The following is a 20,755-nucleotide window of genomic DNA, read 5'->3' on the forward strand; positions in this document are numbered from 1 at the left end:
AAGTCAAAAAAGTCATCGGAGAAAATTCTTAATGTAAATCTGACAAAAATCAGACAAAACGTGAAATATTGATCGCAATTCTGCCAGTTATATAAGCAAACTGTCAGGATAAAGTCATAGGTATTTTGTGGGTTCTCATATTTAAAACAACAAAAATGGGCTTATTATTTGAAAACAATAAACCCCATTTATGATTAGTATGACTTTATAGCTTTATCCACGCATGAGTCCATGCAGAACCTACGCCCGGCTCATAAGCGCTTGGCGTCGAACCACACCAAAGACTATTTGGCCACGGTAAACATTGATAAGACGAGCCCTGATTAGTCACAACATCGCCAGCGAGGTATTGAGATCCTGCTTGATAGATATTATCTGAAGGAACAGACACAACTGGCGGTTCAGTCGGCGGGATGACCGGATCTTGATGTGACGTACAATTTGCATCGCTCACGGCTTGCCAAACGCCCCAGGAACCCGATTCTGCTGGGTTATCGCCTTGAGTCCACCATTGCGCTTGCCACACTTTTCCATTCCACGTGACCGTATCGCCTTTATTGTAAACAGATGAGGCTTGCCATTCGTTTGCACAGCTTCCTGTTGGTGGCGACGTTACCGATTTGGCTGTTGCAGACACAACCGCTTGATATAACGTACTGGTTTTATCAACGCCAAAGTTCAACGTCACTCTAGCGTCACCCGCTTGTGATGCGCCAAACTCCACATCCACACGACAGCTCGTATTTGCAGCTAACGTTGTTTGAGAACATTGATCGTTGGCAATCAGTGCTGCATCAGTCACTCCTGAGCCGCCGATGCGTACATTTTCGACAGTGAATGCAGTATTTCCCGAATTACTAATCACAAATCCATGCTGCTTGAGTTCGCCAACATTAAACGCTGGCAACGTTTGATTAGCAGTGTAACCAACAGAAACGTTATCTTTCGGAGGCGTTGAAGTGCCGATGACGCCATCCACAAAACTGCGCAATGCTGCAATATCACTGTAAACGCCGTACATACCCGGACGTGCACACCCTATTCCCCAGCTAACCACACCAAGTTGGGTAATCGCACCGCCGCGATTAATAACGATCGGGCCACCGCTGTCACCCTGACATGAATCTATCCCACCTTGCGGAACGCCTGCACAGAATGCCACTTCCCCAACGGTGGTGTAGTTTCCACCCGCCTGACGACAAGTGGCATCCGACACTAGAGGAACATCGACTTCTTGCAATCTTGTTGGCGAACTGCCGCCTTCTGACGTTCGACCTAAACCTGCAACTGTCAACCAATCTCCAATACTGGCGTACTGCACCAAGCTGCCGTCAGCAATTTCAACTGCGGATACACCTTGAGGGACAGAATCTAGCTTTAGAACCGCAATATCATAAGAAAGCGTGGCGCGGCGATAAGACGGATGCATGTGGATTTCACTCACATTCGCTCTTACTCCATCGGTGCCGTTGTACACGACGCCACCAATTTTCACCGCGATTTGACTCGGTGAATCGCCCTCCACACAGTGAGCGGCCGTCAAGACATAACCATTGCCGATGTAACTGGCACCGCAATAGGAGCGATTGCTGTAGCGACTTACAATTTGTGTGTAGAACTTCCATTCAGTTGGATCGGCGGTAATGCCGCCCACGATTTTCGGTTGAATGATGTGGTTTTGCGTCTGTGATAAATCATCAGCACTTGCAAACATTGGCAAGACTGCCAAAGCAAGTAACGATTTTGATAGTTTCAAAGTAATATCCTCTTGTTTTTGTAAGCACGATCCTCGTGCTACTCATAAAACAAGCAGACAAATTCAATGTTACCAATGTAAGTTGAGTAGCAAATTCATAGCTTGCGAGTCACTTAAACGCAAAAGTCTATTGATGAACTGAATGATTTCAATTCCACATGGTTTCTGTCACTGAATTACCGTCAACGAGACGTATTAATTACGATGGATTTAAGGGCTTTCGCAAACAGTGAATATGATGCCCAAACCCTTGTTTTTCATACAATGCGAGTGCTTGGCGGTTAAAACTCCAAACCTCAACAAACATCTGGGTTGCGCCGTAATCGATAAAGGTAGCCTCTATCTTATCGAGCAAAGCTTGAGCCGTTCCTCGCTTTCGATATTCCGGCATCACATACAACTCATCCACACTACCCATCATCACAGGTTGGCTGACAACGGAAGTTAACTCACAAAAGTGACCAGAGACAAAACCGATAACTTCATCACCGACTTTCGCTACATATACCAAACACTCGGGATTATCGATGTAACGAGCAATGCTTTTCTCTTGCTCGATTTCTTCAGCAGTTTTAAACAATTCAGGGGATTGAACATGGTGCTCATCGTGCAAATCGAACATAAGATCGTTGAGCACTTCTAAATCATCAAAACTCGCAGCTTTGATTACAAATGCAGACATACTAAGGGTTACCAAAATTTGAGTCCGTATAGTGTGTTGCGAAAACACAGGCTTGGCAAGCCACAAAAGCACCTACTCGCGATTGTTTTCTGGAGCACCAACGCAAAAAAGCCCCTGTACAAATCAGCATACAGAGGCAGAACCAAACTACGGAGTTCGAGGATCAGGGTTTCATTTGAGTACGACGATAAATTGTTAGCGTCGTAATACTCGCTCTATTTCATTCAGGCTCGTTGGATCATCAATCGTCGATGGCACGGTGTATTGTTCACCATCAGCAATTTGGCGGATGGTTCGACGCAGAATTTTACCCGAGCGTGTTTTCGGTAAGCGATCTACAACCAGTGCGTGTTTGAAGCATGCAACCGCGCCAATCTCATTTCTCACCTTACCCACAAGTTCGCCTTCTAGCGCTAACTCATCAACCTTGACGCCATCTTTCAGCACAACGAAACCAAGTGGTAGCTGCCCTTTCAGATCATCGTGAATGCCAACTACTGCACATTCTGCGATGGCTGGGTGACCACCAACAATTTCTTCCATTTCACCAGTAGACAGACGGTGGCCAGCCACGTTAATCACGTCATCGATTCGTCCCATGATGAACAAGTAACCATCTTCATCAAGGTAGCCGCCATCGCCAGACACATAGTAACCCGGGAATTGGCTTAGGTAGCCTGTCTCAAAACGATCATGGTTTCGCCACACGGTTGGTAAGCAGCTTGGCGGTAACGGACGTTTTAGCGCAACGAAACCTTGTTGATTAGGTTTTACTGGTTCACCCAGCTCATCGAGGATTTCTACTTGATAACCCGGAATAGGCTTAGTTGAAGAGCCCGCTTTTACTGGCATCATTTCAATGCCCGTTGGGTTCCCCGCAATAGCCCAACCTGTCTCTGTTTGCCACCAGTGATCGATAACCGGTTTGTCCGTTTTACTTTGTACCCATTCCAGCGTAGGAGGATCTAAACGCTCACCAGCCATAAAGATGGTTTTCAGGTTTGACAGATCATACTGCTTTAAGAACTCGCCTTCTGGGTCTTCTTTCTTAATCGCGCGGAAAGCGGTAGGCGCAGAGAACAACGCATCCACCTTGTACTCATCACAAACACGCCAGAATGCCCCCGGATTCGGAGTTCTGACTGGCTTACCTTCAAACAGTATTGTGGTGCAACCATGAATCAATGGCGCGTAAACAATATACGAGTGACCAACTACCCAGCCCACGTCGGATGCCGCCCAGAAAACACCACCTTGCGGGATGTTGTAGATTGCACTCATTGAGTACTTCAGTGCTACCGCATGGCCACCGTTATCACGTACCACCCCTTTCGGTTTGCCCGTCGTGCCTGAGGTATAAAGGATATACAGTGGGTCTGTTGCTAATACAGGAACACAAGCATGAGGCAGCGCTTTGTTGTATTCCTGTTGCCAGTCCAAATCTCTTTCCTGATTTAACTCGGCTTCACATTCTGGACGCTGGAAAACAAACACTTTCTCAGGTTTCCAACGGCTGTCCATGATGGCTTTGTCTACTAATGGTTTATACGGAATGATTTTACTGATTTCGATGCCACACGATGCCGTCATAATGACTTTTGGCTCTGCATCTTCAATACGTACCGCCAGCTCATTAGGCGCAAAACCACCAAACACAACTGAGTGAATCGCACCCAAACGTGCACAAGCAAGCATTGCCATTGCCGCTTCTGGGATCATCGGCATGTAAACAACAACTCGGTCGCCTTTTTCAACGCCTTGGGCAGAAAGCATACCGGCAATTTTCGCAACTTGATCGCGTAGCTCTCGGTAAGTGTAAGTCTTTTTATTTCCCGTTACTGGTGAGTCATAAATTAGCGCAGTATTATCACCACGTCCTTGTTCGCAATGGTAATCCAGTGCCAACCAAGACGTATTCATCACCCCATCTGGGAACCAACGTTCGATGCCGTTCTCATCAGATTTCAAGATGGTTTTAGGAGATTCAAACCAGTCGATATTCTCCGCTTGAGCGCGCCAAAAACTCTCCGGTTCGTTTTTCGCCCATAAATATTCTTTTTCGTATGAAGACATATTGCTTCCTCCAGTATGTCCTGACATTGCTCTCGTTCTATTCAAAGACCGTTCTTTTCACTCAAAGACATCAGAGGGTACACGCACAAATCCCTCCATTAGTATTCTCGCACTTCGGCTCATGATGGCTTTTTGTACCACCCAGCCTTGTTCGGTTTGCTTCGCTTGTGCTCCGACTTTTAACGTCCCTGACGGATGACCAAAAGTCACTGACTCTTTTTCGCCTCCACCAGCAGCCAGATTGACTAATGTTCCCGGTACACACGCCGCCGAAGCAATCGCAACGGCTGCGGTTCCCATCATTGCATGGTGAAGTTTGCCCATCGACAACGCACGAACCAACACATCAATTTCCGACTCATTGACCGCTTTACCGCTTGAGGACTGGTAACTTTTCGGCTTGGATACAAACGCGACCTTTGGTGTGTGCTGGCGTGTCTGAGCTTCTTCAAGTTCAGCAATCAGACCCATTTTTAATGCGCCATGTGCGCGGATAGATTCAAACATCGCCAACGCTGCATCGTCGTTGTTGATTTGATCTTGTAGCTCCGTGCCTTGGTAACCAATCGACTCTGCATCAATAAATATGGTTGGAATACCCGCATTGATGAAGGTAGCGTTAAACGTCCCCACATCAGGCACCACCAAATCATCGACTAAGTTGCCAGTTGGGAACATGCTGCCTTCCCCATCTGCCGGATCGACGAAATCGACCTGAATCTCAGCGGCTGGAAATGTCACACCATCAAGTTCAAATTCTCCGGTCTCTTGCACGAATCCGTTCACAATCGGCACATGAACCAAGATAGTTTTACTGATGTTCACCTGCCAGACACGCACCGTCACAATGCCATTTTCTGGAAGTCGATCTTGCGGGATCAGGCCAGCATGGATAGCAAAAGGCCCAATTGCGGCAGACAAGTTGCCGCAGTTACCACTCCAGTCTACGAATGGTTTGTCGATCGACACTTGGCCAAACAAGTAATCAACATCGTGATCGTCACGGCTACTTCGAGAAACGATCACTGTTTTACTTGTACTTGACGTCGCACCTCCCATGCCATCGATTTGTTTAGCGTAAGGATCTGGGCTGCCGATAACTCGCAACAACAGTTTGTCACGCGCTTCACCTGCCACTTGAGCCTCTGATGGCAAATCTTCAAGGTTGAAAAAGACACCTTTACTTGTGCCGCCACGCATGTACGTCGCAGGCACTTTAATTTGGCTCATTTGATTCGGAGTATTGTTTTCCATAGCCACTCCTTATTGCGCCAAGAAATCTTGAGCAAAGCGTTGTAAAACACCACCTGCGTTATACACGTGCACTTCGTCAGCGGTATCTAAGCGACAAGTAACTGGAACGTCGACTTTCTCACCGTTGCTACGTGTAATAACCAAGGCTAAATCTGCACCCGGCTTGATTTCACCAACCACGTCATACAGTTCAGTACCATCCAGTTCTAATGTATTGCGGTTAACACCCGGCTTAAATTGCAGTGGTAACACGCCCATGCCAACCAAGTTAGTACGGTGAATACGCTCAAAGCCTTCTGCAACAATGGCTTCTACACCAGCCAGTCGAACGCCTTTTGCTGCCCAGTCACGAGATGAACCCTGACCATAATCTGCACCCGCGACAACAATCAGTGGCTGTTTGCGGTTCATGTAGGTCTCAATCGCTTCCCACATGCGTACAACCTGACCTTCTGGTTCGATTCGCGCCAGAGAACCCTGAACGACTTCACCGTTCTCTTTCACCATTTCGTTAAATAGTTTTGGGTTAGCAAAGGTCGCTCGTTGTGCCGTTAAGTGATCGCCACGGTGCGTTGCGTAAGAGTTGAAGTCCTCTTCCGGAACGCCCATTTTGGCAAGGTATTCACCCGCCGCGCTGCTCGCCATGATCGCGTTGGATGGTGATAAATGGTCTGTTGTGATGTTGTCACCAAGAACCGCTAACGGACGCATACCAGACAGTGTTCTTTCACCTGCAAGCGCTCCCTCCCAGTAAGGAGGACGGCGAATATAGGTACTCATCGGACGCCAATCGTAAAGCGGGTTAGAGCTTTTCTCTGCGTCATCTAATTTAAACATCTGGATGTAAACTTGATTAAACTGCTCTGGCTTAACGTGTTTGCCGACAACAGCATCGATTTCTTCATCACTTGGCCACAAATCATTTAGGTAAATTGGTTTACCGTTTTGGTCAGTACCCAATGCATCACGCTCGATATCAAAACGAATCGTACCGGCTAGCGCATAAGCAACAACCAATGGTGGTGATGCAAGGAAAGCTTGTTTTGCGTAAGGATGAATTCGGCCATCAAAGTTGCGGTTACCAGACAGAACCGCTGTCGCGTACAGGTCACGGTCGATGATCTCTTGCTGGATTTTAGGATCCAACGCACCACTCATACCGTTACATGTAGTACATGCGTAACCGACGATACCAAAACCAAGCTTCTCTAATTCTGGTAATAAGCCTGCCTCTTCAAGGTACAAACGTGCAACCTTAGAACCCGGAGCAAAAGACGATTTCACCCAAGGTTTACGTACAAGGCCAAGTTCGTTGGCTTTCTTCGCGACAAGGCCTGCAGCAACCACGTTTCTTGGGTTACTGGTGTTTGTACATGATGTGATAGCAGCAATGATAACTGCACCATCTGGCAACTCGCCTTCTTTCTCTTCCCATGCACCGGAGATACCACGTTGTGCCAATTCAGAAGTTGGCAAACGGCGGTGCGGGTTTGAAGGACCTGCCATGTTACGGCTGACTGATGACAAATCGAACTCAAGTACGCGCTCGTAAACCGCTGTATCAAGATCGTCTGCCCAAAGGCCGGTTTGCCTTGCGTATTTCTCAACTAAGTCAACTTGCTGTTCGTCACGACCAGTCAGTTTTAGGTAGTTGATGGTCTGCTCATCGATGTAGAACATACCCGCGGTTGCACCGTATTCTGGTGTCATATTGGAGATGGTTGCACGATCACCAATAGTTAGGTCGCGAGCACCTTCACCAAAGAATTCAAGATAAGAAGAAACAACACGCTCATTACGTAAGAACTCGGTAATCGCCAGAACAATATCCGTTGCGGTAATACCCGGCTGACGTTTACCAGTCAGTTTCACACCCACGATGTCTGGTAGGCGCATCATTGACGGGCGGCCAAGCATCACGGTTTCAGCTTCCAGACCACCAACGCCAATTGCTATAACGCCAAGTGCATCGACATGAGGCGTATGACTATCGGTACCAACGCAAGTATCTGGATAAGCAATGCCCTGCTTCGCCTGTACAACCGGAGACATTTTCTCCAGGTTGATTTGGTGCATGATGCCGTTACCCGCAGGAATCACGCTGACGTTTTCAAAAGCCGTTTTACACCACTCTATAAAGTGGAATCGGTCTTCGTTGCGGCGCTCTTCAATCGCACGGTTTTTCTCGAATGCGTCTGGATCAAAACCTGCGTGTTCTACCGCAAGCGAGTGGTCAACGATAAGCTGAGTTTCAACCACTGGATTCACTTTAGACGGGTCACCGCCCTGATCGGCAATCGCATCACGTAAACCGGCTAAGTCAACAAGAGCTGTCTGACCTAGAATGTCATGACAAACAACACGTGCTGGATACCATGGAAAATCAAGATCACGTTTGCGTTCGATGAGCTGCTTCAGGCTGTCTGTTAATACGCTTGGATCGCAGCGGCGTACGAGCTGTTCGGCAAGAATGCGAGAGGTATACGGGAGCGTTTCATAGGCTCCAGGAGAGATAGAGTTTACGGCTTCGCGGGCATCAAAGTAATCAAGTTGAGTCCCCGGAAGCGACTTACGGAATTGGGTATTAATAGTTGTGCTCATGGTTTGCTTCCATTCAATCTGTACATCTTGGCCTTCTCCCCATCACTCTAGAAACGCTACTCTAGCAAAGCAGTTTGGAGAACTTGATTGGAGAACTTTTTGAGATGTAGTCGCTCTAGTAATGTTTGTGACGAGAAGTCCTCCTTCTTCTGCCAAGAGAGAGTGAAAACAGAAGAAGGAGGAGATAAACCAATCAAAGCATGTAATGACTTTGACTGGCTTTCGCGCTAGCGATTCTCAATAGGCACCCACTCTTGATGATCTGGACCTGTGTAATCTGCGCTTGGGCGAATAATGCGGTTGTTCGCGCGTTGCTCGTACACGTGTGCAGCCCAACCAGTTAAACGGCTCATCACGAAAATCGGTGTGAACAGCTTGGTCGGAATGTCCATAAAGTGGTACGCCGATGCATGGAAGAAGTCCGCATTACAGAACAGACCTTTTTCGCGCTTCATCACCGATTCAACACGCTCAGATACTGCGTATAAATGCGTGTCACCCACATGCTTCGACAATTCTTCAGACCAACGTTTGATCAGTGCGTTGCGAGGGTCGCTTTCTCGATAAATCGCATGACCAAAGCCCATGATCTTGTCTTTATTCGCCAGCATTTGCATGATGTTGGCTTCGGCTTCATCCGGCGTCTGCCAGTCTTCAATCATCTCCATCGCTGCTTCGTTTGCACCGCCGTGAAGAGGGCCACGAAGCGTACCGATTGCAGCCGTGATACAAGAATGGATGTCTGACAATGTTGATGCACAAACGCGTGCTGCGAAGGTTGATGCGTTAAACTCATGCTCTGCGTAAAGAATTAATGAACAGTGCATCACTTGCTTGTGTAGCGCTGATGGCTCTTTATCTGTAAGTAATCGCAAGAAATAACCGCCGATGCAGTCTTCGGTTTGATCTTCTGTGTCGATACGAACGCCATCGTGACTAAAACGGTACCAGTAACAGATGATGGCTGGGAACAAGGCTAACATGCGCTCTGTTGCTTGCAGTTGCTCATCAAAGCTCATTTCCTGCTCTAAGTTACCCAATACAGAACAACCTGTACGCATTACGTCCATTGGGTGCACGCTTGCTGGGATCAGTTCTAAAGCTTGCTTTAGCTCGGTCGGCAAACCGCGAAGGCTCAGTAGGTGTGTCTTGTACGCATCAAGTTCTTGTTGGTTCGGCAAGTGACCGCGTAACAGAAGATGTGCAACTTCTTCAAATTGAGCATTATTGGCAAGGTCAGTAATATCGTAACCGCGATAAGTCAGACCGGTCCCCGTTTTACCGACAGTACATAAAGCTGTGCTTCCAGCGCTTTGACCACGCAGGCCAGCGCCACCTAACTCTGCTTTCTTTGCTACAGTTTGAGGCATTGTTTGAACTCCTTTTCTGTCTGGCTTTGCCCTCTTTCGGAGCGTTTTTAGCCAGACGAATTTCACGTTATTGGATTAGATAAATTCCGATTATCTTTTCTTGGGCTTCCGTCTATCTTTTCTTTTCCCCGCTATTTCCCTTCAGAGAATAGCTGGTCAAGTTTGTCTTCGTAGTCGTGGTAGTTCAGGTGTTGATACAACTCTTTGCGTGTTTGCATCGAATCAACCAGCGCTTCCTGATTGCCCACTTCTAGTAAGTGTTTGTAAACCGTTTCAGCGGCCTTGTTCATGGCACGGAACGCACTTAATGGGTAAAGCACCATGTCCACTTTCGCTTTTGCTAATTCGTCACAGCCATACAGTGGTGTTGCGCCGAATTCAGTAATGTTGGCCAGAATAGGCACATGTTTTCCGGTTGCTTGCTCTAGCGCATTTGAGAACTGTAGGTATTGATCCAGCTTGTTCATCGCTTCTGGGAAGATCATGTCCGCGCCAGCTTCCACACACGCAATGGCACGTTCAATCGCGCTGTCCATTCCTTCTACGGCAAGAGCATCTGTGCGTGCCATAATCACGAAACTTTCGTCATTACGCGCATCCACCGCCGCTTTCACGCGGTCAACCATCTCTTGCTGGCTCACAATTGCTTTGTTCGGGCGATGACCACAACGTTTTTGTGCAACTTGGTCTTCCATGTGCACCGCTGCCGCGCCCGCTTTTTCCATTTGCTTAATGGTGCGAGCGATGTTGAATGCGCCGCCAAAACCGGTATCGATGTCGACCAAGAGCGGCAAATCACACGCGTTGGTGATGCGGTCAACGTCAACCAGTACATCGTTCAATGTTGTAATGCCTAGATCAGGCAATCCGTATGAAGCGTTAGCAATACCGCCACCAGACAAGTAAATCGCTTGATGCCCCAAGTTCTTCGCCATCATGGCGCAGTACGGGTTAATGGTGCCGACAATTTGCAGCGGATTATTTTGTTCTACGGCGAGTCTGAACTTCGCCCCCGGTGTTAAGCTCATGACGAATTCCTTCTAGTCTTTGTCTAAACTTTCTGTATGTATAATTTGCGATTGGATGAGCTTTCGACTTCCTGAGATGTGTCGTCTCATCAACATTTCTGCAAGTTCTTCATCGCGATTGCGAATGGCTTCCAGAATGAATTTATGTTCAGTCAGCGCTTCATTTGGACGAGATTGCGCGCGCGGTGACTGATAGCGGTACATGCGCAGCAAGTGGTAAAGCTCGTCACACAACAGAGAAATCAGCTTGCTGTTTCGGCTTGCTTGGATGATGCGATAGTGAAAATCAAAATCACCATGCTGATGGAAGTAAGAGGCGCCTTCCACTTGATCGATGTGCTTTGAATGTGTCGACAACAGCATTTCCAAGCTTAATAACTCTTCTTGCGTAATGTGTCGTGCTGCAAGTCGTGCTGCCATGCCTTCCAGAGCTTCGCGCACCGAATACAGTTCAATCAGCTTGGCTGGAGAGAAGGTCGTGACTCTTGCACCAACATGAGGAATACGCTCAATCAATCCAAGCCCTTCCAAACGCATTAATGCTTCGCGTAGCGGACCGCGGCTGACTTGGTATTTCCTTGCTAGCTCAGGCTCCGAGATTTTGCTACCCGGTTCCACATCACCATTTACGATCACTTCAATCAATGTTTCTGTCAGCGTTTCGGACTTGGTGTGTTCTTTCTCAGAACCCAGTACTTTGTAACGAGCTTTCAACTCAGAGTTCATATTCAGGCACTCACTTAATCGACATCAAAGTGTCTACAATTTCTTAACCTGAATTTAAAATAGACGATCAAAGTGTCGACAATCAAGTAAATTGTCGACAATTTAGACTAAGGTCGTAGTTTGAAATGGACGAATTTGGGAAGATTTAATGATTTACAGAGGTTTTTTGTAATGGAAAGAAACAATTGTCGACAACTATAAACACTCTAATTTATTGATAATTAAAGAAAGACGTATAATTGCCGAGCAAAAAAATCGAGAGCCGCTACTCTTTTGGCACAAATTGGTCGTAGACTTCCTGCGCTGTCATTTTTTTAGAATGAGGATTGAGCTCGTAGTAACCCGGCTTTTCATCAGTAAAGATTTCTAGCGTCAACTTAAAATCAGGATTATCGAATAAGCCAGCAGAAAGGATGTATTCGTTGGTTGGCAAGAGATGGTAAAACAAGTTCGTCCCACACTCGCCGCAAAAACCTCGGACTGCCCAATCTGAAGACTGATAACGTTTTGGCTCTGCACCTTTAAATGTGACTTCTGGGCCACAATGCACGGCATGAAGTGCCCCACTCGACCATTTTCGACACATTGAGCAGTGACACAGACTCACTTCATTCTTGGGTTCTGCGATAACTTCGATTGCACCGCACAAACATGTTCCTTTCATTCCTCTTTCCTTATTCATTTGTTGTCGCCCTATTATGGCCTACCGATAAGCAAATCCGCGTGACCTATCCCCTGTTTCTCGTCGTGAACTTTATGAACAAAATAGCCGCAATGCTCAATATTCTCTTTATCTCCGTTTTAAAGACAGACATTTAACAGTTAATTAACCTTTACACAAAGTTCAGCCTTAACGCTTACACGGCATTAAGACGGAGCAAAATAATAAGGCTCATCAAAAAATAGAGTCGCCAACATAAGGAACGTGAACATGTTAAAGGTAATCAAACCAACGCTCGCCGCTTCAATCATCGCAGCTTCATTCTCATTCAACGCTTTTGCTGCGGATATTGAAAAAATGCACTTCTTGATCCCAGGTGGCGCTGGCGGCGGTTGGGATATGACCGCCCGTGGTACGGGTGATGTGTTAGTAAAATCAGACATCGTAGAAAACGTGTCGTTTCAAAACCTATCAGGTGGCGGCGGTGGTAAAGCCATCGCTCACTTAATTGAAACGGCAGATCGCCAAGAAGACACGCTCATGGTGAACTCAACACCAATCGTTGTGCGTTCTCTTAGCGGTATTTTTCCTCAATCCTTCCGTGACCTAACGCCTGTTGCTGCAACTGTTGCAGACTACGGCGCGATTGTTGCTTCTGCGGACTCGCCATACAACACATGGGAAGATGCTGTAAAAGCGTTTGAAGCCGATCCTCGCAAAGTGAAGATTGCTGGTGGCTCAGCGCGCGGCTCTATGGATCACCTTGTCATTGCGGCGGCATTTAAAGGCGAAGGCTTTGATGCGCGTAAAGTCCGTTACATTGGCTATGATGCGGGCGGTAAAGCGATGGCAGCCCTGCTTTCTGGCGAAACTCAATTACTTTCAACAGGTTTAGGTGAAGTACTGGAAATGTCCAAATCTGGCCAAGTGAAAGTACTTGCTATCACTGCGCCAAAACGCCTAGAAGCCGCGCCGAACATTCCAACTTTAACGGAATACGGCAACGAAACGGTATTTGCGAACTGGCGTGGATTCTTTGCTGCACCGGGCATTAGCCAAAAGAAAATCGACGAATGGAATGCCGCATTCACTAAGATGTACAACACTGACGAGTGGCAAGTCGTTCGTGACCGCAACGGTTGGATAGACAACTACAAAGCGGACAAAGCATTCTTCGCGTTCCTTGAAGATCAAGAGAAGCAAATGGGTGACCTGATGCGTGAGCTAGGCTTCCTGAAATAACCGTTATTCCGGGGCTCCCTCCGATAGCAACTTAGCGTAAAACCTGAGTTGCTATTCGCCCCAACGGCATTTGCACTCTAAGTTTCACCGTATATGGACATTGTCGACACTCGGCATACACACTCCTTTGTTTATTGATTGTTAAGCATATCGACTAGCAGCGAAATGCTTACTTGTTAATGGATTACTTTGCACATTAACGTTCATATACGGTCTTTTTTATTCTTGTTAGGAGTTGAATATGTCTCGTTCAACCAACGTTTTTACCAAAGAATATCTACTCTGTCGCGACCGTGTTGGCGCCATGATTTTCCTGCTCTTCTGCCTTTGCTACGGTTATCAAACGTCTCAAATCGCACTGTTTCCGGGCGATGAGTATGAACCGTTTACTGCGCGCACCTTGCCAACCATTATGACTTATATCGGCATCGGGCTTTCTCTCTTGCTTCTTGTGACTGGCCAACCAGACAAAAAGAGCGGCGCCGTTTTAACCTTCAACTGGAAGTTACTGATCTCGTTCTTAGTGCTGATGGCCCTTTACGGCTTGGGCCTAACCTACTTGGGCTTTGTACTCGCGACGGGTTTCTTTTTGCTTGCGGGTTTCTATCTGCTTGGAGAAAGACGCAAACCCGTTTTGTTTGGTGCCTCTTTCCCATTCGTTATCGCCTTTTATTTATTGCTCACTCAAGGTTTGGATATCTATCTCGAACCGGGTTTGATTTTCACCATCTGGTAGCCAAAGAAAGGACTGAATTATGTTAGATGGAATTCTACAAGGTTTATCCACCGCGGTGATGCCAATGAACATCATGATGGTGATTGTTGGCTGCTTCGTCGGCACATTTATCGGCATGCTGCCGGGTCTCGGCCCTATTTCGGCCATCGCGTTGATGATCCCGATTACTTATGGTTTAGAGCCTTCATCGGGCCTCATCTTGATGGCGGGTGTTTACTACGGCGCCGTATTTGGTGGTTCAACCTCTTCAATTTTGATCAACGCACCGGGTTGCTCTTCAACGGTCGTAACCGCGTTTGACGGCTACCCAATGGCGCAAAAAGGTCAAGCGGGTAAAGCGCTAGCATTAGCCGCTTACTCCTCTTTTACTGGCGGCACGCTTTCGGCCATCATGCTGCTCGTAGCTGCGCCAGCCTTGGCTAACGTGTCGTTAAGCTTTCAATCTTCTGATTACTTTGCATTGATGTTGCTCGGCTTGTCTGCCGTTGCGGCTTTTGCTGGTAAAGGTCAGGTCATTAAAGCGTGGATGATGACCATTCTTGGCTTGATGCTGTCGACAGTCGGTATCGATAAAGGCGTTGGTGTCGAGCGTTTCACCTTTGGTTTAACCGATTTGATGGACGGCTTTAGCTTCCTTCTTCTTGCAATGGCGACGTTTGCTTTGGGCGAAACCTTAATGGGGATCCTCAAACCTTCAAACGATACTCGTGATGAAGAGCAAGACAAATTGAGCAACATCGGCTCAATGAAAGTCACCAAAGAGGAAATTAAAGAAGTCGCTCCGGTATCGATCCGCTCTTCTATCCTAGGTTTCTTTACTGGCGTACTTCCGGGCGCAGGCGCAACAATCGCGGCATTCCTAAGTTACGGCTTAGAGCGCAACTTGGCTCCAAAAGAGAAAAAAGAAGAGTTCGGAAAAGGCAGCATTCGTGGTCTAGTTGCGCCAGAATCAGCGAACAATGCCGCATCAAGTGGCTCATTCGTTCCATTGTTAACGCTGGGTATTCCAGGCTCAGGCACCACCGCTATTATGCTTGGCGCGTTAATCGCCTACGGCATTCAACCTGGCCCTCGCCTGTTTGTTGAACACCCGGATGTCTTCTGGTCAGTCATCATCTCAATGTACTTTGGTAACATCGTGCTTGTGATCCTTAACTTGCCGTTGATTCCTTACATCTCGAAACTACTGGCCGTTCCAAGAACAGTGCTTCTGCCGATGATTTTGTTCTTCTCAATTACAGGTGTGTACTTAGTTTCGTTCAATACGATGGATGTGTTTGTGATGCTACTTGTGGCGATGGCTGCCATTGCACTTAGACTGGCAAACTTCCCGCTCGCACCATTGCTGCTTGGCTTCATCCTCGGCGGCTTGATGGAAGAAAACTTGCGCCGAGCTTTGATGATTTCTGACGGTGAGTTGAGCTTCTTGTGGGAGCGTCCGATTACGTTGACGTTTACTGTGCTGGCAGTATTAGTGCTGGGTAGCCCACTGTTTGTGAAGCTGTTTCAAAAGCTTAAAGCGCAACCTGTAAAAGTTGAGCAATAATCCTCGATTCCTCCTTCTTGATAGCCCCTAAAAGCCACCCTCGCGGTGGCTTTTTCTTTCTTCGATCTTTCTTTGATATAGCTACGATGAATTAATATCACGGCTAAGAGAAAAATTTCGCTAGAAAGAGGTTCACGTTATCAAAACCGCAACGGAACTGAACAATTTCGTTTTGGAGCATGTAAAGTAAATCTCATAAAAACGTTAGAACATGCGTTCTCAAAATCTAAGACTCTAATAACCTATAAGAACATAACAAGGATTGTTTATGCTGCTGGAATTGGCTCTGTTGTTTGCTGCAGGCGTGGTAGGTGGAATCATGAATTCGATAGCAGGAGGCGGAAGTTTTATCACCTTCCCCGCCCTGATGGCGGTTGGCGTGCCGCCCATCATGGCTAACGCCACCAACACTTACGCCGCATGCGCGGGATACATAAGCGGTGCCGTGGGCTTTCGTGAAGAAATTTTGAAAAACAAACAAGAACTGCTATTCACCGTTTCGTTCAGCTTAGTCGGTGGCGCGGTTGGCGCGTATCTTCTTCTCAATACGCCAGAGTCATTGTTTTTGGAAGCCATTCCTTGGCTACTTTTGTTTGCTACGGTGCTGTTTCTTACAGGTTCGCGGTTAACAATGATCATCAAATCCATCACCAGAGAACATAAACACGCTGGCGTGTTAGGCTTAATCGCATTGAGTTTGTTGTTGGTCGGCGTTTCAGCATACGGCGGATTTTTTAATGCCGGATTAGGTGTGATTGTTCTGAGTTACCTCGTTGTGGCGGGCCATCAAGACATCAACTTGATGAATGGGCTTAAACTTCTGGTTTCAACGTGTGTGTCTCTCATCGCAATCGTCATTTTTGTTGCGAACGGCTCTATCGATTGGAGTAAAGGCAGCGTGGTAATGGTCGGGACATTAGTTGGCGGCTACCTCGCCGCGCGTGTGTCTCGCCAGCTTAATCCGAGCCACGTTAAAGGCTTTGTCGCTCTCTCTTCGATTATCATCACCATTTACTTTTTTATTGACGTTTACGCCTAACCCAAACAGAAAAAGCGCCATCAACTTAATGGCGCTTTTGCGGCTCTCAATAAAGGTTTCTAAAAAGAAGTTTATTAAATAACGTGAAAAAGTGAGTTTAGAAAACCGTTTTAAGACGGAGTACCACTTACTTAATCAACCCAACTTCTTTGTAGTATTTAAGCGCACCGGGATGAAGTGGCGCAGACAAACCATCTTTCACCATTTCTTCTTTCTTCAAATTCGCAAACGCGGGATGAAGACGACGGAAATCATCGAAGTTTTCAAACACGGCCTTCACGACGTTATACACCACATCTTCTGGTACGGCAGTAGATGAAACAAACGTCGCACCAACACCGAATGTCATCACATCGTTATCCGAGCCGCGATACATGCCGCCAGGCACGGTAGCAACGCGGTAAAAACTGTTGTCGGCGATAAGCTTATCCACTTTTGGGCCAGCGACTGTCACGATGTTACTGTCGCACGAAGTGGTTGCTTCTTTAATCGCACCACTTGGGTGACCAACGGTGTAAACCATTGCGTCGATTTTATTATCACAAAGTGCTTTCGATTGTTCTGCCGCTTTCAATTCCGAAACCAGTTTGAAGTCATCGTTGCTCCAACCATATTCCTTCATCAACACTTCCATAGTGCCTCGCTGACCAGAGCCAGGATTACCAATGTTGACTCGTTTACCTTTTAAGTCATCAAACGTTTTGATATTTGAATCTTGACGAGCAACCACCGTAAACGGTTCTGGGTGAACAGAAAATACCGCGCGCAGCTCTTTAAACGGACCATTTTCAGCAAACTGGCTGGTGCCGTTGTATGCATGATATTGCCAATCTGATTGCGCAATACCCAAATCTAACTCGCCTGCGCGAATGGTGTTGATGTTGTATATCGAACCGCCCGTACTTTCGACCGAACAACGAATGCCGTGCTCTGCTCGAGATTTATTTACCAAGCGACAGATAGCCCCACCAGTGGGATAGTAAACACCTGTGACACCACCCGTACCTATGGTGACGAAAGTCTCTTCGGCGGCAACTGAATAGCCGGCAGTCAACGCTGCAAGTGACGCAGCTAGCGCGATGTGCTTAAACTTAAACATTGAACGTCCTTTTCCTTTGTTTATGACGGTGTAAGTATAGCAATCGTTAACAATTTGATAACGTTTGAGTTCTCATCCTTGAACTTTACTTCTCACACCCGATTCGAGAATGATTTATAAAACCACATAATAATCTGATATATAAAGAGTATTTTTTATTCTATCGTTTTAAACACAAAAAAAGCGTTGTATAAACAACGCTTTGTCAGTACTAAAATAAAACCGCAACTACACTGTCGGGATAGATGCGCGCCACGCTTGGTTCTGACTATCAGAGATAGAACGGAACAGCTCACGCAACTCTTTAAGCAACCCTTCTTGGAAGCCGATGTTCTCATCTGCTTTTTGCTTCGCTGCTTGAGCACGCGTCGCTTGCACTTCATCGTCCTTGCTGCGAGCTTGCGCTTTAGTTTGTTCAACGTTCGATGCTGAGTTTGCCATCTGTCCAAGAGCTTGAAGAATCGCGTTCTTCGCTTGGTTTGAGCTCATCAGTTTATCGAACTTGCGACCGCCGCTAGTCAACTGAGCCGTGGTGTCTGCAATGCTGTCTTTCGCTAGCGAATGTGCGCGTTTTACTTGATCTTGCTGAGTTTTTGACAAGTTACCGTTGTTCATCAACTCTTCTACTTGATCGAAGCCCGCCTTCTGCGTTTTCAGCACGTTGTTGCTTGCCATCTCGGTCTTAATTTCTTTACCCGCTTTGAACGAACCAAGCGCACCGATAATTGCTGTAGCACCCGCTAACACACCAGATACAACCGCCATCGCGATCATCGCGCTAGCAGAGTTGTTCAGCTCTGCCGCTTGGCTTTGCAAACTCGCAACGTTGGCTTCAACCGCAATTTCGCGTTGAAGCACTTGCTGTTCACGGCTTAGCTTCGACACTTGGTAAAGCAGCGTCAACAAAGACAGCGATTGAGAAACCGCGTCCGAAGGTGATTTGATCACTTCCTCACCGTTCAGCACTTTCGCGGTAGTACTCATCAGTAGATCAATCGTTGGTGCAAGCTCACCCATCAGGTTCGCAACCACTTGTGCTTGATTACTGATCGCAGGAGCTTTCGGCCCATCTAATTGATAGCGACCTGCACCAGAAACGTTTGACTCACCGTTGCTTTTTACTGCACCCGCTTCCAATTTGGTCTCTGGTGTTTTTTCTGCTTTGGTTGTTTTGATAGTGTCGCCCAAACCATACAGTTCACCGCGACCCGTTCCACCAATTTTATCCAACATACTTACGCTCCTTAAACCGTTGCAGGACGGCTTAACACCGTTTGCATGGTTTCACTTTTCGCCTGAATCATTTGCATGATGATGCTCATCAGCTCTTGGAAATCTTCCATCAACTTGCCAATTTCTTCTTTTAGCTTGTCGATGACTGCCTGGCTCAACGTCATTTTGGCGCGGAGATCCGTGATATCGGCTTGTATTTCCGTAACGTTCGCATTGTTGGCAGCGTGAACGCTGTCCGTTGCGCCCTTACCTATGTTAACCGTAAGGTCAACCGTTTCAGCGCCGTAGCGAATCGCTTTGGCTGTGGTTGTCGCAGCTTTAGAACCCATGTCCGCAACTTTTGCCATATTGGCTGCAGCTTTCGTGGCAATATCTGTCACTTTCTGCGCAATTTTGCTGGCACTTTTCGCGGCAAGTTTCGCGATACCACCAGCCGCCGCGCCACCAAAGGTCACGATTGCACCGATGACAGCGACAGCAATTTCTAATGCCATCACCACTTTGTTCAACACATCGACATTCACACCCGCTTCTTTTAGCGCGTCTTGAACTGCTGGTTCTTGCAGCGCCATGCTGACTGCACCCATGACGCCACCAGCGATCATAAGCGCGCCAGCTGCCGCGCCAACGCCAGTGGCAACCATGATGGCACCTACCACAATGGAGACAACCGCGCTGATCCAACCAAAGATCTTCGCCGCTAAGCCCGATTTCTGAGCCTCTTTAGCAGCAGCTTCTGATTCCTTGATTTTCTCTTGGTTCTCTGCCATTTCTTGTTCATGTTTGGCTTTTGCGACTTTCACTTCCTGAATTTTCAGCTCGTTCTGAGCACTTTTCAGTTTGTCTGTAATCGCCGCAAGCTCCACTTCAAAATCGTCCGCAGAACCTGCGATGATTTTAACTGCGATCGAACCCGTCTGATCGGCAACAGCATGTAGCGCTTTTGCGATGGTATCGACGATCTTTTGCAGTTGAGCCATGGCTTTTAGCGTCAAGTCTGTCACTTTGTCGCTCACGGCTGCATTTGGGGCATCTAGCTGAACTTTCACTCTTCCTGTGTTCAGAGTGTCAGCATCTCTACTCTTTACGTTTTCAACCGTTACAGAAGGCGTCGCAGTAGACGCCGTTTTCTGTACGTTCTCTAACGTAGTTTGGCCAGACTCAGGGATGTAAACCTGCGTCTGAGTGCGGTCAAGTGCAATAGAACTCATAGTCTAATTACTCCTTTTGTTTCTCACCGCTTCTAACATGATGCCTGCACGTTGATGCAAGTCTGCATATTGTGATTTACCGGCAGACATCTCCTTCGCGCTGTAAAACCCACTCTCTGCTTCCGTCAGTTGTTCCAATTTCAGGTGACATTCTGCAGAGTGAAAAGGTGGGCGTGGATCGTTAATGTCCACGAGCGCTGCGTAGCTGTAGGCATCAATCGCCTGCAGATACTCACCCAGTTCCTGACGAGCAGCACCAAGGCCAATGAAAAATCGCGCCTGATAATGATCCAGCATGCTAAGCAGTTGGAAAACTTTGGCGGCTTGTTCAATCTTTCCTGATTGGAAGAAGTTGTAGCCGACCGCGTAAATGTGTTCGATGGTATCTGCCGATACATCGTGCAACATTTTCAGCGTGCCTCCCTCTTCCAGAAAAGACAGCAGCTCTTCTGCTTGCATTTGAGATGGATCGGTCGCGTTTGTTTTAGTCATGGTTGG

17 protein-coding genes are annotated in these 20,755 nt (G+C 47.2%); 4 read left to right on the forward strand and 13 right to left on the reverse strand.

Annotated features, from left to right (window positions below; genetic code table 11):
- Window positions 1-205: 205 nt before the first annotated feature.
- The 9 genes from DYB02_RS09295 to DYB02_RS09335 form a co-directional block, all read right to left on the reverse strand.
- Window positions 206-1,756: a trypsin-like serine protease gene (locus DYB02_RS09295; RefSeq protein ID WP_029804436.1), complete on the reverse strand. Its 1,551-nt coding sequence runs from the start codon at window positions 1,754-1,756 to the stop codon at window positions 206-208.
- A gap of 199 nt (window positions 1,757-1,955) precedes the next feature.
- Window positions 1,956-2,438 carry a GNAT family N-acetyltransferase gene (locus DYB02_RS09300; protein WP_020903727.1) on the reverse strand — a complete coding sequence of 161 codons (483 nt, stop codon included), beginning with the start codon at window positions 2,436-2,438 and terminating at the stop codon, window positions 1,956-1,958.
- A 195-nt stretch (window positions 2,439-2,633) separates the two neighbouring features.
- On the reverse strand, window positions 2,634-4,511 hold the full coding sequence (locus tag DYB02_RS09305; RefSeq protein ID WP_025575482.1) for a propionyl-CoA synthetase: 1,878 nt from the start codon (window positions 4,509-4,511) through the stop codon (window positions 2,634-2,636).
- A 57-nt stretch (window positions 4,512-4,568) separates the two neighbouring features.
- A complete protein-coding gene (gene prpF / locus DYB02_RS09310; protein WP_029804433.1) occupies window positions 4,569-5,765 on the reverse strand; it encodes a 2-methylaconitate cis-trans isomerase PrpF in 1,197 nt (398 codons plus the stop codon).
- A 9-nt stretch (window positions 5,766-5,774) separates the two neighbouring features.
- Window positions 5,775-8,366 carry a Fe/S-dependent 2-methylisocitrate dehydratase AcnD gene (acnD, locus tag DYB02_RS09315; RefSeq protein ID WP_029804432.1) on the reverse strand — a complete coding sequence of 864 codons (2,592 nt, stop codon included), beginning with the start codon at window positions 8,364-8,366 and terminating at the stop codon, window positions 5,775-5,777.
- A gap of 227 nt (window positions 8,367-8,593) precedes the next feature.
- Window positions 8,594-9,736 (reverse strand): bifunctional 2-methylcitrate synthase/citrate synthase, encoded by a 1,143-nt coding sequence (gene prpC, locus DYB02_RS09320; RefSeq protein WP_029804430.1) that lies wholly within the window; start codon window positions 9,734-9,736, stop codon window positions 8,594-8,596.
- A gap of 131 nt (window positions 9,737-9,867) precedes the next feature.
- Window positions 9,868-10,764, reverse strand: coding sequence for a methylisocitrate lyase (gene prpB / locus DYB02_RS09325; RefSeq protein ID WP_005464610.1), 897 nt, complete (start codon window positions 10,762-10,764; stop codon window positions 9,868-9,870).
- A gap of 12 nt (window positions 10,765-10,776) precedes the next feature.
- Complete coding sequence (locus tag DYB02_RS09330; protein WP_005464619.1) at window positions 10,777-11,490, reverse strand: GntR family transcriptional regulator; 714 nt, start codon at window positions 11,488-11,490, stop codon at window positions 10,777-10,779.
- A 265-nt stretch (window positions 11,491-11,755) separates the two neighbouring features.
- Window positions 11,756-12,154: a GFA family protein gene (locus tag DYB02_RS09335; protein ID WP_005477765.1), complete on the reverse strand. Its 399-nt coding sequence runs from the start codon at window positions 12,152-12,154 to the stop codon at window positions 11,756-11,758.
- A 267-nt stretch (window positions 12,155-12,421) separates the two neighbouring features.
- On the opposite strand from DYB02_RS09335, the gene DYB02_RS09340 reads away from it, so the two are divergent.
- From DYB02_RS09340 to DYB02_RS09355, 4 genes are all read left to right on the forward strand, one after another.
- Window positions 12,422-13,393: a tripartite tricarboxylate transporter substrate binding protein gene (locus tag DYB02_RS09340; RefSeq protein WP_029804429.1), complete on the forward strand. Its 972-nt coding sequence runs from the start codon at window positions 12,422-12,424 to the stop codon at window positions 13,391-13,393.
- A gap of 241 nt (window positions 13,394-13,634) precedes the next feature.
- On the forward strand, window positions 13,635-14,129 hold the full coding sequence (locus DYB02_RS09345) for a tripartite tricarboxylate transporter TctB family protein (protein WP_029804428.1): 495 nt from the start codon (window positions 13,635-13,637) through the stop codon (window positions 14,127-14,129).
- Window positions 14,130-14,148: 19 nt separating this feature from the next.
- Window positions 14,149-15,675, forward strand: coding sequence for a tripartite tricarboxylate transporter permease (locus DYB02_RS09350; protein ID WP_005464542.1), 1,527 nt, complete (start codon window positions 14,149-14,151; stop codon window positions 15,673-15,675).
- A 268-nt stretch (window positions 15,676-15,943) separates the two neighbouring features.
- On the forward strand, window positions 15,944-16,714 hold the full coding sequence (locus DYB02_RS09355; RefSeq protein ID WP_025509900.1) for a sulfite exporter TauE/SafE family protein: 771 nt from the start codon (window positions 15,944-15,946) through the stop codon (window positions 16,712-16,714).
- 127 nt (window positions 16,715-16,841) lie between these two features.
- Here DYB02_RS09355 and DYB02_RS09360 read toward each other — a convergent pair whose 3' ends face one another.
- The 4 genes from DYB02_RS09360 to vcrH all read right to left on the reverse strand — a co-directional run bounded on the left by DYB02_RS09360 (window position 16,842) and on the right by vcrH (window position 20,749).
- Entirely contained in the window at window positions 16,842-17,813 is a 972-nt protein-coding gene (locus DYB02_RS09360; RefSeq protein WP_021448581.1) for a TAXI family TRAP transporter solute-binding subunit, read from the reverse strand.
- Between the two features lie 228 nt (window positions 17,814-18,041).
- Window positions 18,042-19,046 carry a type III secretion system translocon subunit VopD gene (vopD, locus tag DYB02_RS09365; RefSeq protein ID WP_005464399.1) on the reverse strand — a complete coding sequence of 335 codons (1,005 nt, stop codon included), beginning with the start codon at window positions 19,044-19,046 and terminating at the stop codon, window positions 18,042-18,044.
- Between the two features lie 11 nt (window positions 19,047-19,057).
- Window positions 19,058-20,257, reverse strand: coding sequence for a type III secretion system translocon subunit VopB (gene vopB / locus DYB02_RS09370; protein WP_005464635.1), 1,200 nt, complete (start codon window positions 20,255-20,257; stop codon window positions 19,058-19,060).
- Between the two features lie 3 nt (window positions 20,258-20,260).
- Window positions 20,261-20,749 carry a SycD/LcrH family type III secretion system chaperone VcrH gene (gene vcrH / locus DYB02_RS09375; protein WP_005464462.1) on the reverse strand — a complete coding sequence of 163 codons (489 nt, stop codon included), beginning with the start codon at window positions 20,747-20,749 and terminating at the stop codon, window positions 20,261-20,263.
- Window positions 20,750-20,755: the final 6 nt, after the last annotated feature.

Source organism: Vibrio parahaemolyticus (genome assembly GCF_900460535.1).
In the GTDB taxonomy this organism is placed as follows: Bacteria; Pseudomonadota; Gammaproteobacteria; order Enterobacterales; family Vibrionaceae; genus Vibrio; species Vibrio parahaemolyticus.

Coding starts and splice junctions, on each gene's coding strand:
- DYB02_RS09300 (WP_020903727.1), bottom strand. CDS start 2,438: ATGTCTGCATTTGTAATCAAAGCTGCGAGTTTTGATGATTTAGAAGTG.
- DYB02_RS09305 (WP_025575482.1), bottom strand. CDS start 4,511: ATGTCTTCATACGAAAAAGAATATTTATGGGCGAAAAACGAACCGGAG.
- prpF (WP_029804433.1), bottom strand. CDS start 5,765: ATGGAAAACAATACTCCGAATCAAATGAGCCAAATTAAAGTGCCTGCG.
- acnD (WP_029804432.1), bottom strand. CDS start 8,366: ATGAGCACAACTATTAATACCCAATTCCGTAAGTCGCTTCCGGGGACT.
- prpC (WP_029804430.1), bottom strand. CDS start 9,736: ATGCCTCAAACTGTAGCAAAGAAAGCAGAGTTAGGTGGCGCTGGCCTG.
- prpB (WP_005464610.1), bottom strand. CDS start 10,764: ATGAGCTTAACACCGGGGGCGAAGTTCAGACTCGCCGTAGAACAAAAT.
- DYB02_RS09330 (WP_005464619.1), bottom strand. CDS start 11,490: ATGAACTCTGAGTTGAAAGCTCGTTACAAAGTACTGGGTTCTGAGAAA.
- DYB02_RS09335 (WP_005477765.1), bottom strand. CDS start 12,154: ATGAAAGGAACATGTTTGTGCGGTGCAATCGAAGTTATCGCAGAACCC.
- DYB02_RS09340 (WP_029804429.1), top strand. CDS start 12,422: ATGTTAAAGGTAATCAAACCAACGCTCGCCGCTTCAATCATCGCAGCT.
- DYB02_RS09345 (WP_029804428.1), top strand. CDS start 13,635: ATGTCTCGTTCAACCAACGTTTTTACCAAAGAATATCTACTCTGTCGC.
- DYB02_RS09350 (WP_005464542.1), top strand. CDS start 14,149: ATGTTAGATGGAATTCTACAAGGTTTATCCACCGCGGTGATGCCAATG.
- DYB02_RS09355 (WP_025509900.1), top strand. CDS start 15,944: ATGCTGCTGGAATTGGCTCTGTTGTTTGCTGCAGGCGTGGTAGGTGGA.
- DYB02_RS09360 (WP_021448581.1), bottom strand. CDS start 17,813: ATGTTTAAGTTTAAGCACATCGCGCTAGCTGCGTCACTTGCAGCGTTG.
- vopD (WP_005464399.1), bottom strand. CDS start 19,046: ATGTTGGATAAAATTGGTGGAACGGGTCGCGGTGAACTGTATGGTTTG.
- vopB (WP_005464635.1), bottom strand. CDS start 20,257: ATGAGTTCTATTGCACTTGACCGCACTCAGACGCAGGTTTACATCCCT.
- vcrH (WP_005464462.1), bottom strand. CDS start 20,749: ATGACTAAAACAAACGCGACCGATCCATCTCAAATGCAAGCAGAAGAG.